Source organism: Rhodanobacter sp. UC4451_H18 (assembly GCF_052978225.1).
The window spans coordinates 2,504,336-2,517,925 of sequence record NZ_CM129663.1 but is presented as its reverse complement, the minus strand read 5'-3'; the positions used below and the strand labels follow the sequence as shown (position 1 = coordinate 2,517,925).

Annotated in this window: 10 protein-coding genes; 4 read left to right on the top strand and 6 right to left on the bottom strand. The window is 59.0% G+C overall.

The features are described from left to right. Nucleotides 1-10: 10 nt before the first annotated feature. The 5 genes from ACVCMG_RS11380 to ACVCMG_RS11360 form a co-directional block, all read right to left on the bottom strand. Nucleotides 11-907, bottom strand: coding sequence for a recombination directionality factor (locus ACVCMG_RS11380; protein ID WP_447114167.1), 897 nt, complete (start codon nt 905-907; stop codon nt 11-13). Further along, nucleotides 901-1,896, bottom strand: coding sequence for a YqaJ viral recombinase family nuclease (locus ACVCMG_RS11375; RefSeq protein WP_447114166.1), 996 nt, complete (start codon nt 1,894-1,896; stop codon nt 901-903). Before ACVCMG_RS11375 ends, ACVCMG_RS11380 begins: the two co-directional genes overlap by 7 nt. 86 nt (nt 1,897-1,982) lie before the next feature. After that, nucleotides 1,983-2,435: a hypothetical protein gene (locus tag ACVCMG_RS11370; protein WP_447114165.1), complete on the bottom strand. Its 453-nt coding sequence runs from the start codon at nt 2,433-2,435 to the stop codon at nt 1,983-1,985. Nucleotides 2,436-2,447: 12 nt separating this feature from the next. After that, nucleotides 2,448-3,404 (bottom strand): DUF932 domain-containing protein, encoded by a 957-nt coding sequence (locus ACVCMG_RS11365; protein WP_447114164.1) that lies wholly within the window; start codon nt 3,402-3,404, stop codon nt 2,448-2,450. A 517-nt stretch (nt 3,405-3,921) separates the two neighbouring features. Further along, a complete protein-coding gene (locus tag ACVCMG_RS11360; RefSeq protein WP_447114163.1) occupies nt 3,922-4,407 on the bottom strand; it encodes a JAB domain-containing protein in 486 nt (161 codons plus the stop codon). 732 nt (nt 4,408-5,139) lie between these two features. Between ACVCMG_RS11360 and ACVCMG_RS11355 the strand changes: the two genes are divergently transcribed. Both ACVCMG_RS11355 and ACVCMG_RS11350 read left to right on the top strand, forming a co-directional pair. Further along, entirely contained in the window at nt 5,140-8,256 is a 3,117-nt protein-coding gene (locus ACVCMG_RS11355) for an SNF2-related protein (RefSeq protein WP_447114162.1), read from the top strand. Beyond that, entirely contained in the window at nt 8,253-9,896 is a 1,644-nt protein-coding gene (locus ACVCMG_RS11350) for a hypothetical protein (protein WP_447114161.1), read from the top strand. The genes ACVCMG_RS11355 and ACVCMG_RS11350 overlap by 4 nt, the downstream gene beginning before the upstream one ends. A 173-nt stretch (nt 9,897-10,069) precedes the next feature. Here the strand turns inward: ACVCMG_RS11350 and ACVCMG_RS11345 are convergent, their stop codons facing one another. Continuing rightward, nucleotides 10,070-12,247: a 3'-5' exonuclease gene (locus tag ACVCMG_RS11345; protein ID WP_447114160.1), complete on the bottom strand. Its 2,178-nt coding sequence runs from the start codon at nt 12,245-12,247 to the stop codon at nt 10,070-10,072. Between the two features lie 132 nt (nt 12,248-12,379). Here ACVCMG_RS11345 and ACVCMG_RS11340 point away from each other — a divergent pair, with 132 nt between their 5' ends. Together ACVCMG_RS11340 and ACVCMG_RS11335 are read left to right on the top strand one after the other, a co-directional pair. Next, entirely contained in the window at nt 12,380-13,063 is a 684-nt protein-coding gene (locus tag ACVCMG_RS11340; protein ID WP_447114159.1) for a DUF433 domain-containing protein, read from the top strand. Continuing rightward, on the top strand, nt 13,060-13,473 hold the full coding sequence (locus ACVCMG_RS11335) for a DUF5615 family PIN-like protein (RefSeq protein WP_447114158.1): 414 nt from the start codon (nt 13,060-13,062) through the stop codon (nt 13,471-13,473). Before ACVCMG_RS11340 ends, ACVCMG_RS11335 begins: the two co-directional genes overlap by 4 nt. Nucleotides 13,474-13,590: the final 117 nt, after the last annotated feature.

Genomic DNA, 13,590 nt, shown 5'->3' with positions numbered 1-13,590 from the left:
TCCTTTCGAATCAATGAGCGGTAGCCTGAGCGACCTTCTCGGCCAAGCGGTTGCGTAACGTGTCGGTCTTGGGCTCCGCAGCGTCCGGGCGCTGCGGAATGGCCGGCGGGTAAAACTCCTCCACGACGGCCGGCACATCTTCTTCCATCTCCTCAAACGTACCGTTGGCGAAGCCCTTGCGCGCCGCATCATCCAGTGCTGACTGGTTGAAGCCACTGGAAAGTCGTTGCTCCTTCAGCTCTCGTGCCTGCGCGATGGCCTGTTCCAACGTCATCCCGGAACGCACCACCATATCCACGTAGTAGATCGGCGTGTGGTAGCTCATCGTGGTGGACTTACCACGCAACTTCAGTTCCAGCGGCAGACTGGCCAACAAGTCACCCGACACAGCCCGGAAGTATTCCAGCCGCGCCGCCAGCGTACGGATGGTGTTGTACGACGTGGTGCGCAGCACGAAGCTACCCAGCGCATCGCTCTCCCCATCGCCCACCACCACATTGAGCCGCGCGTAGGCCTTGCACTCGCCGTGTGCGAACGAGCAGGCCTCCGGGCCGGGGCACGGCACGCTGGTCGCGCCTTCCTTGCTCATCCGGCGTGCGGTCTCGCCGTTACCCACACACACCGGTCGCCCTGTCGTGCGGTCGAACAGCGAGTAGTCCGCGCGCAGATTGAGTGCCGGGTCGTTGAACAGCAGCCGCACCGGGATTGCGCGCAGCTTCTGACCTTCCGCTTGCTTGCGCAGAGACTCGTCGAGCGGGTGCAGCACCCAACCCTCCCGATTTTGGATCTGGCTGGTGAGGGTGAACTGGTCGTCCTTCTCCGGGAGGCGCTTGCCGTTGCGCTCGACCACGCGCCCGATGGATATCCGCCCGATCACGGGCGGGGTGATTGCCAGACCTTTCAACATGGGGAAACTCCTTCAGTGGCATCGGGTGAGAGAGACAGCACGAACCGACGTGAGCCGGAGCGAGGTACCGTGTACTGCGCAGCCAGAGCGGGGTGGTCGGCTGCCAGCCGTTTGGTATCGACGCTGGTGCCATCTTTGGATCGCTTGTAGGTCACCTCGCCGTGAGCAAACAGCGCCTTGCTGGCGTCGCCCATCGCTTGCTGGATCGTCTGCTTGAGCTGCTCGGCGACGTGCGCCTTCTCATCCAGTTCGGTCTTCAGCGCCGACAGCGACGTGAAGGTCCGGCACAGGGTTTCGTCGTCCGTGAAATCAAGCGACGTATCGTTACCGGGGTAGAGCTGGCGCAGGGCTCGCGCGGATGACTCGCTACCATCGGAAGGTGGCTCGATGTCGTGTTGCACGCACTCCCAGAACTTCGTCTCCAGCACGATCAGCCTGGCAATGACCTCGTCGTCCCGTTCGATGCGATGGATCTCCAGCTGCTGCCCGCACAGCAACACGGCCACGTCCGCTGCCTGCTGGCCTGTCACGGCGAGCTGGTGCTGCACCTGCAACTGCACGTACTCCGGCACGCCGTCCTTCCACAGCCGCGCGCCGAACTCGCCAGCCGTCTTGCATTCCAGAATTTGCACGTCCGGGCAGCCCACGACTTCCCGGTCGATGTTGGCCAGCATGAAGTTGAACGTAGGGTGCTGAAGCACGGCGTTGACCCGCCTGACCTTGCGACCAGTCTTCTCTTGGTAGGCGGTAGCCACGAAAGGTTCGAGTAGCGTGCCCCAGTAGCGCGGATCCTCCATGCCTGGACTTTCCGCGGGAGCGGTCACACGTCCAGTTTTCTCCGCCCACAGCTCCAACGGGCTCTTGTAGGGGTTGAGGCCGACCGCGGTGGCGGCATCGGAGCTGCCGATACCGCCTTGACGTATTTCCAGCCATTGGCCCCGGCCGAGCGTGCGTGTATCGACCAACCGCAAGGCAGATCGCTTTTTCATGGTGGTTCTCCAAAAGAAAAAGCCCGGCCAAAGGGCCGGGCGCTATGTTGTTTGCATCAAGGATGAATCTCCTGCGTGTGCCGACCTCACCAACTGGCGCGGTAATAGATGCCCCAGCCTTGCTCCTGCAATCGTTTGGCGTGATTAAGGACTCTCAGCGTGTAGTCGACATCACTTTCTTCCAGCGTTTCATCTTCATCGGCGGTGAAATACTCGCTGGCACTCGCCGGGTCATCGCCGACCTGTTCGAGCAGTTCCTCCAACTCCATCAAGGTTTCTACCGAAATGAAGGCGGGGCGGTCGTCGTCGTGTCCCCCTTGGACGTTGCCCACGAACCATTGGTGCAGGCTCGCGAACTTGCGCCAGTAGCCGACGCGCACCGTGACGCCACAGACTTCCAGCAAAGAGGTGTCGTTTCCCGGCTTGTCCTTCGATGGCACATAGCCGATGGCCGTGCCAAGGGCACGGCGCATCGGTTCCGTCTGCGGATCGCAGGGCGCCACGTGCCGATGGGCCTCCAGATACATGTCCAGTCCCATGGCATCCCTCCTTCAGGCCACCAGCTTCATGGCTTCGTCCCAAGCACGCTGCTTGATCTGCGCACCTTGGCCGAACCAGGCCGCGTCGCGACGGTGATCGTCGCTGCGCGCCCGACGGTGGTGATCGACGAACTCGGTCACGCTGTTGAGTAAGCCCCATGCCGTACCCCGACTGGAGGTCACCAGTGCGCCGCGGCCACCGCCCTCGTACAGCGAGCGAACCGTGGCCAAGGCCTGTTCGTTGACCACCGGTGACTTGCCGCCCGGTGCTGCGTAGGTCAGCACCCGGCGTAGCAGGCCTTCGACCGAATCGGGATCGACCGGACGATCGACGAGTGCCTTCATTCGGACCACGAAGCCATCCCACGACGACACGGTGATCCCCAACTGGCGCTTGACTGCTTCCGCATCGAACTGGCTGCGGTGTGGCACCTTGATCGCGCTGCTGGCATTCCCCAATGCAATCTGCAGGGTGTTGTTGCAGACCACCCTCACCGAAGTGAACTGCGCCGTGGTAGCCAGCGTGCCGTCGCAGGCCGTGGCCAACAACAGATAGCCATCCACCCGGTCGCGGCCTTTGAGCGTCGTGCTCTGGCCCGTCTTCGCCAACGCCCAGAACTTGCGGCCCTCGCGCAGCACGCCGGCCGTTTCCAACTCGAAACCGTTGCAGGCGGTCAGGTCACGATAGAACTCCAGGATCTCGCCCGGCTGCACCACGTGAAAGCGCTTGGACACAACGGCCAACGGAGCCTTGGTATCGGAGCGATAGAGCACCTTCTGTTCCGGGAAGGCATTGATGACCCCGACGTTGTTGCTGCCGGAGATGTAGCGAACTTCGGACTGCTCGATCTGCCAGTCCATTCCGGCGTTCTTCTTCCAGACCTCGATGGGCTGCTGCGGGGCAAGCTTGTTGCCCAAGCCGTGCCACGGCTTCTCGCCGGCATAGGCCATGGTTTCAACCAGGTGCATTGTCGTTTCCTCGTAAGTGGGTGGCATAAACGCACAAGGCCCGGACATGCCGGGCCTTGTGCGCTGTGCTTGTGACGCGTTGAATCAGGGAGCTTTGAAATCGCTACAGCGGATGCATCGGACGATGCCGATCAGTACCGCGGTCGCAACCACTAGGGCGCAGTAGACCGTTTCGAGTTTGCCTGTCATGAGTCAGGAATCCCTTGCAAACGCTGCGACGCGGAGCGTCCAAACGCGAAGCCGATGACTTCCGACTTCACGTGAGTGATGTGTGGGTGAGATTTTTTGGGATCGACTTCCCGCGTTTCAGGCTGAAAACCGCAGGGCGCAAAATTCCAGCTTGGAATAGGGAGTTTGCGCGTGGCCGAATAACCACCGGAGATTGGGCGCGGTTGTCAGGCCCGGACAGGAGTCACCCTGGTCATTGCAGAACATTGCCTCCAGGGCATAGTTCAGGTCGGCATCGTATTGGAAGCCATAGAACCCGCGAAGGGTAGAGCCACTATGAGCATCGTCATCAGATCAGCCCCCTGTCGGCCATGCTGACGCATTCGCTACCCACCACGATGTGGTCAAGGACACGAACCCCGATCAGCCGCAGCGCTTCGCGAAGCTCGTGGGTGAGCATCCGATCGGCCGCACTGGGCTCGGCCATGCCACTGGGGTGGTTGTGCGCCAGGATCGCCGCGCTGGCGTTGATGGCCAGCGCCGCGCGCACCACTTCTCTGGGGTGGACGCTTGCCCCATCGACAGTGCCGGTGAAAAGCTTCTGGCAATCGAGGATCCGGTGGCGGTTGTCCAGCCAAAGAACGTGAAACTCTTCGTGCAGGAGCGCGCCCAAGCGCATACGCAGAAAGTCGCTGGCGTCCATCGGCGTGCCAATGCTGCCTTGGCGTTCCAGCCGGCTCTTCAGGATAGCTTCGGCTGCGGCGAGTACGTCTTGTTCGGTCGTCTCGCCCGTGAGCTTGTAGCGGGTGTGGGTCAAAGATTGCGCGAGTTGCATGACGAGCTCCTTGATGACGGCATAAGCGCATAGAGCCCGGCGGTGAGGCCGGGCTCTATGCGTAATCGACGGGAAAGATGTGAAAACGGAAACCCGAGGCGAAGCGGCTCGCTTCCGCGAACCCGCCAGTGCTAAGTCAAAGCTGGATCAGGGCGATTGCTCAAAGGCGCAACCGCAGTCCTGAAAACGAAAGCTGTCGAACAGTCTGTGATCAATCGGCGCACCAATCGTCGCTCAACGCGCAAACCTAGAGTGATGCGCGAGCATTTCGCCGCCCTATCCCTCAGTCGTCTTTCGCACAACCGCTGTCGGCGACCAGATAGCCGGTTGAGGGCACTGTGGCGATCGCAGCAAGGCATTCGTGCACTGCATAGACATACATCGCGATTTGGAGGTGGCCTCGACACTGACAAATCAGTTTCCGAGAGGCTTCTCGCTGCTCTCTTTGGTGTGATATAGGCTTGTAAATTTTTTCGATCGATAGTCGGCTGCTTACCGCCCGAAATCGAGCGCTGCGGAGAACAGGAAGGACTTCTGAAGGATGGATGGACCGAGCTACAGGCCTTCGCATGAAAGTCACGACCACATGCATGCCCACAGCATGCCCCGTGACCAGTCGCAAACGATGCGATCGTACGGGGTTAACATGTCCGCAGAATGTCCGGTTGCTATGCTCCAACAACGGAGGCCAGTCACTTCGTTCGGCGTGGATGCTTTAGGGGGCTACAGGGAATGGATACGGAGTTTTTGGAGAGTCTGACCCGGGCGGGGACTCGGGTGCGTCTGCGCGCCGATCCTAGTCAGGTGGGTGAATGCACGGGCAAGGTTCGTGATGACGACGACGCTTTGCTGGTGCATGTGCGCTTCCCTGGACGCAACGCCCAATTCGAGATGGCCGAAGACCTAGAGCCGGTCTCTGTTGAGCTGGATGAGGCGACGGTATTGCGGGAAGGACGTTTTGCCCGCGCTACCAGCCTGCGCAAACGGCTTACCGCCGTGCAGTTACGCGGCCGACTTAACGAACTGATCTACAGCCTCGATACCACCAACACCCAATTCATGCCACACCAGTTCAAACCGCTACTCGCGCTGTTGGACTCGCCTTCGAAGGGCCTGTTGATCGCGGACGAAGTCGGTCTGGGCAAGACCATCGAGGCCGGGTTGATCTGGACTGAACTGCGCTTTCGCACCAATGCGACGCGATTGCTCGTGGTGTGTCCGGCGATGCTTACGGAGAAATGGAAGAAAGAGCTATCAACCCGTTTTGGAACAGATGCCCGAATCATGGGCGCTGGCGAACTACTGGAGTGGCTGGACAGAAGTACAGCCAACCCGCAAGGGGCGGCCATCATCTGCAGTCTGCAGGGCATTCGGCCACCATCCGGGTGGGATGATGACAAGTCGCCGTCGAGTTCGCTCGGCGCACGCCTAGCGCGCAAACTGGATGAGTCAACTGAGAGCACATTGTTCGACCTGACGGTGATCGACGAAGCGCACTATCTACGCAATCAGGAGACCTCATCCGCCGAACTGGGCCGATTGTTACGACCAGTCTCTGAGCACTTGGTTTTGCTTTCCGCGACGCCCGTTAATACCCGAAGCACGGACCTGTTCAACCTGGTGTCTTTGGCTGACCCAGATCAGTTCCAATACCCGCATTTGTTCGAGCAGATCCTGCAGGCTAATCGCCCATTAGTGCATGCTGCCAACCAGCTGAAGGCGAGGCACACCACACCGCAAATGGTGATCGAGTCCCTACGGGAAGCATCGGATCACTGGCTGCTAGAGGAAAGTGCAAGTCTTAAACGGCTTTGTGCCGATCTGCAGCTGATGATTGCCGAGACTCCTTTACCGGCTGAGGCACGCGTAGAGATCAATCAACGCCTTGAGCGGGTGAACTTGCTTGGGCAAGTGGTAGTTCGCACGCGCAAACGTGACGTCTTCGAAAATCGGGTGGAGCGCAAACCGGGCCGGCTCTCGGCCGTGATGAGCACGCCAGAGCAGGTGCTCTATCAGGCGGTGTCTGAAGCGATTTCGGATTACGCACTCCACCACAGCGGTGTCGAAGGCTTCCTGCTCGCCATGCCGCAACGGCAAATGGCTAGTTGCATGTATGCAGCAGCAAAGCGTTGGTTGTCGGCAGCTCCCGACATGGATGAGATAAATGAGCTGGCCTTTGAGGCGTTCGACCTGATCGAAGAGGTCTCCACGTCGCCGGTCGCAAGCTATGTAGCGAAGCGGGTTGCTGGCCGCATCGATCTTGATGCGTTGCGCTCGCAGGATTCAAAGCTCAATTTGTTGCTGAATCTTCTCATGCAACACCAGCGAGACTATCCGGGCGAGAAGGTGCTGTTGTTCAGTTATTTTCGCGGGACGCTCGACTACTTGTGCGAACGACTGCAGGAGGTGGGTATTCCATCCCTGGTGGTGAAGGGCGGTGACAACAAGCAGGCATTGATCGACAAATTCCAAGCGTCGTCGCGATATCGTGTCTTGCTCTCGTCCGAGGTTGCTTCCGAGGGCGTCGATCTCCAATTCATGCGGGTCATTATCAATTACGACCTGCCTTGGAACCCCATGAAGGTGGAGCAGCGCATCGGCCGCATTGACCGTATCGGTCAGCAGGCCGATGCCATCAGCATCTTCAACATGGTGTACGCCGACACCATCGACGAACGAATCCTGATTCGTCTGTTTGAGCGCTTGAGGCTTTTCGAGAGCTCTCTTGGCTGCACCGAAGAAGTGCTCGGTGAAAGCATCACCCAATTGACACGAGAATTACTATCCGCGCGTCTGACCCCAGATCAGGAGGTCGCACGCATCGAGGATACCCGGCGGGCGATCGAGCAGCGCAAGTTGGATCAAGCGTTGGTAGAAGAGAACGAGGCTGATTTGATTGGGCTCGGAGACTATGTCCGCTCACGCGCCGAGCAGGCACAACGCACGCAGCGCCGTATCACTGACGACGATCTGCTGTCACATATCCGGGATTTTCTTGAAGCCCATGCAGAAGGTTACGTACTGCGCATGGATCCTGAACGGCCATTGCTAGGCGTGCTCAAGTTGCCACCCGATATGGCCGTAAAGCTTGAGCGATTTCGCGAGAACCAGCACATGGTGAAGTCCGCGCTGGAAAGTGGTCACGAGGTTCGTGTCGTCATTCGCAACCACGTGAGCGCGGGAGATGTCGCCAGAGGATGCGAGTTGGTCAATCAGTATCATCCACTGATCAGGATGATTGCCGTCGATGGTGGCTCTGTTGATACGGGGCCATTCCTTCATGCAGTGCAGATATCAGCCTCGGTATCCGGCATGGCGGTACCGACGGGCGACTACGCTTTTGCAGCAGAAGTCTGGACGTTTGCCGGCGCAAGAGATGAGGAGACCGTACGAGCTGTATTCAGCCCCTTGGGCGGTGGAGCGACTGTCGTCACTGATACTGCTTTCGATCTGCTCAACACGCTTCGTGCCCATGGGCGCGATTGGATCAACGCGCGCCACGCCATATCTTCGGTTGATGACACAATCGATGTTCTCGATAGGACCCGTGTTCTACTGACGCGGCAATACAAGGCTGATGTGGCTGCGCATGAAGCCGAGAATGCCGACCGTGTGCGATTGCAACGACAGAGCGTAGAGAGAAATGCAGCCCGCCGTCGTGGATCCTTACAGGAGCGGTTGAACAGGGCCGAGCAGATGAGTCAGAAAAACTTGATTCAACTGACACGAGGCAGCCTGCGCAAGCTGGACGAACAAACTAGGGTTGCGCTGGCGCGTTTGGATAGCCGCGAGGCACTGCGCGTCGTCCGTGATGGATTGGTTGAGGGTTTGGTAAGGATCCTGCCATGAAGCGTCCGTCGTCCACTCTGGGTGAGCTCTTTGGAGATGTATTCAAGGAACTGAAGCAGCATGTTGCTCCGCCCCCCGCGACATCTGCTGTACCCGTGGAGCGCAAGGCAGACCGGGATGTACGTCCACTCAAACCGTCCCAACCTTCGAAAATCAAGAAGGATCAGGTGCGGCCATCGCGACCAAGCAAAGCGGCTAGACGCAAGTTGCGTGAGAACCTGGCCGCAGTGTCTAAGCGAGGCAAGTTAGATCTTGGCGTCTATCGCTGCGCCACTCCGTCGCATGCGCAGCCCATCACTCCACGAGCTGCACTGAACGAACTGTCTGCGGACATGACAAAGCTTGCGATTAGGGCGGCAAAATCACAGGCATCAATCAGCCAATCGTTGCGACCAGTTATGGCCGACGGATCAGGTACGGCGATATTCGGCCTCGATTTCGGCACTGCATTCACCAAGGCAGTGATCCGATTTCATGGGGACCACCACGCCGTCAATTGGTCCGGGGCCGTAGCGACGAGCGACCCTTATCTCATGCCATCCTCCTTCAGTGAGCACGAGGACGGAAGTATTGCACTGGGCATCAGGCAGGGTCCAGGTTGGTCGCATCGTGATGGCATCAAGATGCGTTTACTTTCTTCTCCTTCGACAAAAAGTGACGAGGCGCACTGCGACGCGGCTTTATTCATTGCCGCGGCTCTTAGATATGCCAGCGGTTGGTTTGCCAGGGCTTACACAGGAGCTGATAGCCCCAGATGGAGGCTACATCTTGGCTTGCCTGCTGAGTCATGGGATGACGAGTCCGTAGCTGCACAGTTTCGCATCCTAGCTTCGGCGGGACGAACTCTAGCCTGCCAAGGTGAAGCGCTTACGCGTGAACGCGCCAAGCAGGCCCTGCGTGCTGCAAGGACATCTCCAGGCAGCATGGTGACCGTACTCCCTGAATTCGCCTGTCAGTTGTTTTCGTATCTTTCGTCAGCACAACGGCAATCGGAAATGCATGCACTGATGGATATTGGGGCTGGCACTTTGGATATGGCGTTCTTCAATGTGCACAAGGACGAAGACGGAGATGTGCTTCCCATTTTTTCAGCCAAAGTGAAGAACTTGGGCACGCATTTTCTGATCGGCGCGTTGGCGGGCAAAGCCGGCCAGCATCTTACTTGGCGCGACGACGATGCGGCTGCCAATGACCAGGATGTGGTAGAGCGCCTTGGCGAGAATCGCGGTGACGTGAGCCAGCGTCGGGCTGCTTTTCTCAGCGCCCTGGCGCGGGCATTCAACGAGGCGCGTGAGCAAGCCCGCCTTCTCAATCCTACATCGCGGGTGTGGCGAGATCAGGAACCGCTGGATCTGTTCCTGTGCGGCGGGGGCAGTCGGTTGCCCACAATTATCGAGCACATACGGCTGGTCGTCCGTGAGGCAAAAAAATCTCATGGTTTATCGATCAGGGTGAGCGCTCTGCCGCGACCGCAGAACTTCGTGAGTGACATGGCTGACGACCAATACGATCGGGTGTCCGTGGCATATGGACTCAGCCAAGTTCCGGGGAACGTCGGGAAGGTCATCCGTCGCCATGATCTTGAGCCTTTCGAGATGAGCTTGGGCCAGGAAATTGAAGATCGAGACGCGACGCGTTGAGTACTGGTTCCTTGAGTTCAGTTCCGGCCGATCGCCGAGACCTTTGTTTCGGCCCGATTAACCGCAGCCACGGATTCGCAGCTTCTCCTGGTCTGATTTAGTATCGGCTCGATGGCCTTATACGGCGGCCGAACCTGCCTCCATCGTCTTTTCAACAGCGCCACGCCATGCGACTAAGTGCTCTCCAAGTCATCCAGAAACTCTGATGCCGGATCGACTCCCGAAACCCATAGATGATCACGTGCACGGGTGCAGGCGACATACAGCAGATGGCGCTCGGTGTTGTAGATCTCTTCAAGATCAGCGTCATCGGCCACGGATTCGAGGCGTTCCTGTGACGGGATGACTTCGTCATCGCAAGCCATGACCACAACTACGCGAAACTCCAAACCCTTGGCCAGATACATGGTGGCGATCGAAATCTTCCCTTGATCGGCCTGTGGATTTCCATCAAGCAGATGGTGCGGTAACCCGGTATGCGCCACCGCGGCGCGTGCTCGGTCGAGTTCACTGGATGAGCGTACAAAAACACCAATCTCCTGGGCTTGCACGCCCTCGCTGATCTTCTGCACCAACCAACGACCCACTTCCATCGCTTCGTCATTCTGCGATGGCCACCTCGTGATACTCGGCTCGGTGCCGTTGAAGACCGAAACCGTGCCGCTGCGATCCTCGACATTACCGTCAACATCCGCGACCTCTGGTGCCAACAACCGGTCGGCCTGCATGCGGATCTGATGCGACGTGCGGTAGTTGATATGCAAGGTCCTGGCGCGTCCGCGAATATCCACGCCCAGCGACTTCCATGAAAACGGCTGCTGAAAGATGCGCTGACCCAGATCGCCGGCAAAAAACAATGCGTTCGGCGCTTTAGCGCCGAACGCCGCTAGGAATCTCAGCTGAGCGACACTGACGTCCTGTGCCTCGTCGATCACCGCAAACTCGAACGGCGGATGCTTGCGCTGGATCAGCGCGCCGGTGAGGCGGTGGTACATACCTGCCCGTGTGACCAAGCCCCGCTCCTGCAATTGATATCTCGCCTTCTCGAACACCGGCCACAACTGCGCGCGCTGGGTCTCCGACAGCCGCGTCCGTCGGCCAAGTCGCCGCACATCCCGGTACTCCACCCAGGTGGTCAGCTGCCACGCATCCACCACGTCCCGCCATTCGGACAACAGGAACGGCAAGCCGAACCGCTGATCGGCCAGTATGTCGGCAGCAGCGGTCAGCGCGGAACGGACAGCTTCCGAGTCAGCCATCTGCAGCTGACCAAAATGCGCCTCGTACAGCCGCGCGGCGAGCGTATCCATCGCACACACTTCCAGCCGTTCACCAAGGCTTGGCTGGTTGTTGATCAGCCGGCGCAGTTTGTCATGCAGCGCGTTGGCCAGTGTGTCGGAGAAGGTCGCCAACAGCACTCGCGCATCAGGATTGGCGCGCGCAAGATGCACCGCGCGATGCAGGGCGACGATGGTTTTGCCGGTGCCGGCTGAGCCGGACACACGGGCTGGGCCGCTGTAGTCGCGCTCCACCCATTCGCGCTGGGCCGGATGTAGGAAGATTGTCCACTTGTCCCACGGATAGGCAAAGGCACGCTCCAACTCATCCACGTCACTGATTGTGCGGAAACGGCGACGCGCATCGGGATGGTCAAATCCGTCTGAATCGACGGATTCATCAGCTTTTGAGGGAATGGAGAAAGACAAGTCATAGTAGAGATTGGGATCAAACGACATAGCAGCCGACTTGATGCCGCGGCGAGGCTTGCGTGAGGTATTCGGCACACCACCCGTCGCCAGTTCCAGCAATGCTTCCGACGCCTCCGCGGGAAGATGATCCGCCAGTTCCAGCAGGCTATCCTCGTTCGCTGCGCGCACATCGGCCAACCATTCCCCTGGCACGCCATAGCTGAGCAACTCGTCGTCCGTGATGGTGGTGAACAACGCCGGCTTGATCCAGTCCGACTGGCTCGGCACCGGCTGTTCCACCATCACGTACTTCGGAACCGGGATTTCCTCAACACGCTCGCGGATCTCCACAAACTGCGCCGCGCCCGTGGTGGGATGAACCTCAAGTTTGCGACGTTCGGCCCAGTGATAGGCCTTGTCATGATGGTCGACGTAACAGAGCAGCAGGCTTGAGGCCGTCTTGTGCACGATCAAGCGTATATCGCTGCTGACCCGCACCGACCAGAAATTCTTGTCCTTCGCCGTGTCAAGCTTGTGCAGACTCATGCCAGGGTTGACTGGGTTCAGCTGCAGGTCGAAGGCGGTGGTCTTCACGGCCTTCTGCTCGTCACCCGTGAGACGCGCAAGGCTGTCGGTGAAGGTATCGGCGATGCGGAAATCCATCATGCTGCCCCTGTTTTCAGGCCCGCAGCACGCGCGGGCCATTGAGCGCCCCCGTCTTGGGCAACGCCCGCTGATCCTGACATAATAGGAGGCGGTTTCTCCACGCCATTATTCCCGACGGAGACCTGTCCAATGCAACTCACCGGCCTTGGCCTCTACACCATCCCCGAAGCTGCCCGGCTTGCCGGTGTGCAGCCCGTGGAGTTGCGCCGGTGGCTGCGGGGATACAACAGCGGCAAGGGTGAAGCATTGCGGCATCATCCGCCGCTGTGGTCGTCCGAGATATCCGGCGCAGATGTCGACGGATTAAGCTTCCACGACCTGCTGGAGATCCGTTTCGTCAAGGCGTTTCGTGAGCTCGGCATCAGTCTCCAGACGATTCGCATCGCCGCCATCAATGCCCGTGAAATCCTCGAAAGCCTGTATCCATTCACCTGCAAAAGCTTCCAAACCGACGGCAAGACCATATTTGCCGAGGCCATGCGCGAAAGCGGCGAACTCGATCTGCTAGATCTGCGTCGTCGGCAGTATGTCTTCACCAGGGTTGTCCAGCCGTCCCTGTATGCAGGCATCGAGTTTGGTGCCGACAAACGTGCCGCACGCTGGTATCCCATGGAGCGCAGCAAGGCGGTGGTGCTCGACCCGAACTTGGCGTTCGGCAAGCCAGTGGTCACCGATACCGCGTTGCGCACCGACATTCTCTACGACGCATGGCTGGCGGAAGACAAGAACAAGCAGCGCGTTGCACGCTTGTACGAAGTTCCGGTCAAGGCGATTGAAACCGCCATCCGCTTCGAGCAGCGGCAGGCTGCGTGAAGCTGCTGCTCGACAACAATCTTCCACCAGCGCTTGCTCGTGCGCTACACGAACTGACCATCAGGGAATGGGAAAACCTCCACGAGGTTACCCATCTACGCGACCGCTTCCCTGCGAACACCCCGGATACGGAGTGGATCGCCACGCTTGCACAGGAAGATGGGTGGGTCGTGATCACACACGATCGCCTGAACAAGGGTCTGGAGCGTGAAGCACTCAAACGCGCCGGTCTGAAAGTATTTTTCCTTGACCGCGGCTGGAAGGATCACAACTTCTGGGAAAAAGCGGTGCAACTTGTCCGTTGGTGGCCACGCATCATCGAACAAGCAGAAGGCATCAGCGGCGGAGCTGCGTTTCAAGTACCTTGGAACGTCAGGGGGAAAGGGCAGTTTGCACAGATCACGTTGTAACAAGCCTGTTTCACCTACCACTGGTTCGCGCGCACATCAAAATCGAAAGCCAACGTAAAAACCGTTCTCGCTATCTTCAACAAGCGATTGACACCAATTCCTCACTAAGTCGAAACC

What these genes read in the sequence shown, in the direction of transcription:
- ACVCMG_RS11365 (WP_447114164.1), bottom strand. Translation starts at nt 3,404, where the DNA reads ATGCACCTGGTTGAAACCATGGCCTATGCCGGCGAGAAGCCGTGGCAC.
- ACVCMG_RS11345 (WP_447114160.1), bottom strand. Translation starts at nt 12,247, where the DNA reads ATGGATTTCCGCATCGCCGATACCTTCACCGACAGCCTTGCGCGTCTC.
- ACVCMG_RS11355 (WP_447114162.1), top strand. Translation starts at nt 5,140, where the DNA reads ATGGATACGGAGTTTTTGGAGAGTCTGACCCGGGCGGGGACTCGGGTG.
- ACVCMG_RS11360 (WP_447114163.1), bottom strand. Translation starts at nt 4,407, where the DNA reads ATGCAACTCGCGCAATCTTTGACCCACACCCGCTACAAGCTCACGGGC.
- ACVCMG_RS11350 (WP_447114161.1), top strand. Translation starts at nt 8,253, where the DNA reads ATGAAGCGTCCGTCGTCCACTCTGGGTGAGCTCTTTGGAGATGTATTC.
- ACVCMG_RS11380 (WP_447114167.1), bottom strand. Translation starts at nt 907, where the DNA reads ATGTTGAAAGGTCTGGCAATCACCCCGCCCGTGATCGGGCGGATATCC.
- ACVCMG_RS11340 (WP_447114159.1), top strand. Translation starts at nt 12,380, where the DNA reads ATGCAACTCACCGGCCTTGGCCTCTACACCATCCCCGAAGCTGCCCGG.
- ACVCMG_RS11375 (WP_447114166.1), bottom strand. Translation starts at nt 1,896, where the DNA reads ATGAAAAAGCGATCTGCCTTGCGGTTGGTCGATACACGCACGCTCGGC.
- ACVCMG_RS11370 (WP_447114165.1), bottom strand. Translation starts at nt 2,435, where the DNA reads ATGGGACTGGACATGTATCTGGAGGCCCATCGGCACGTGGCGCCCTGC.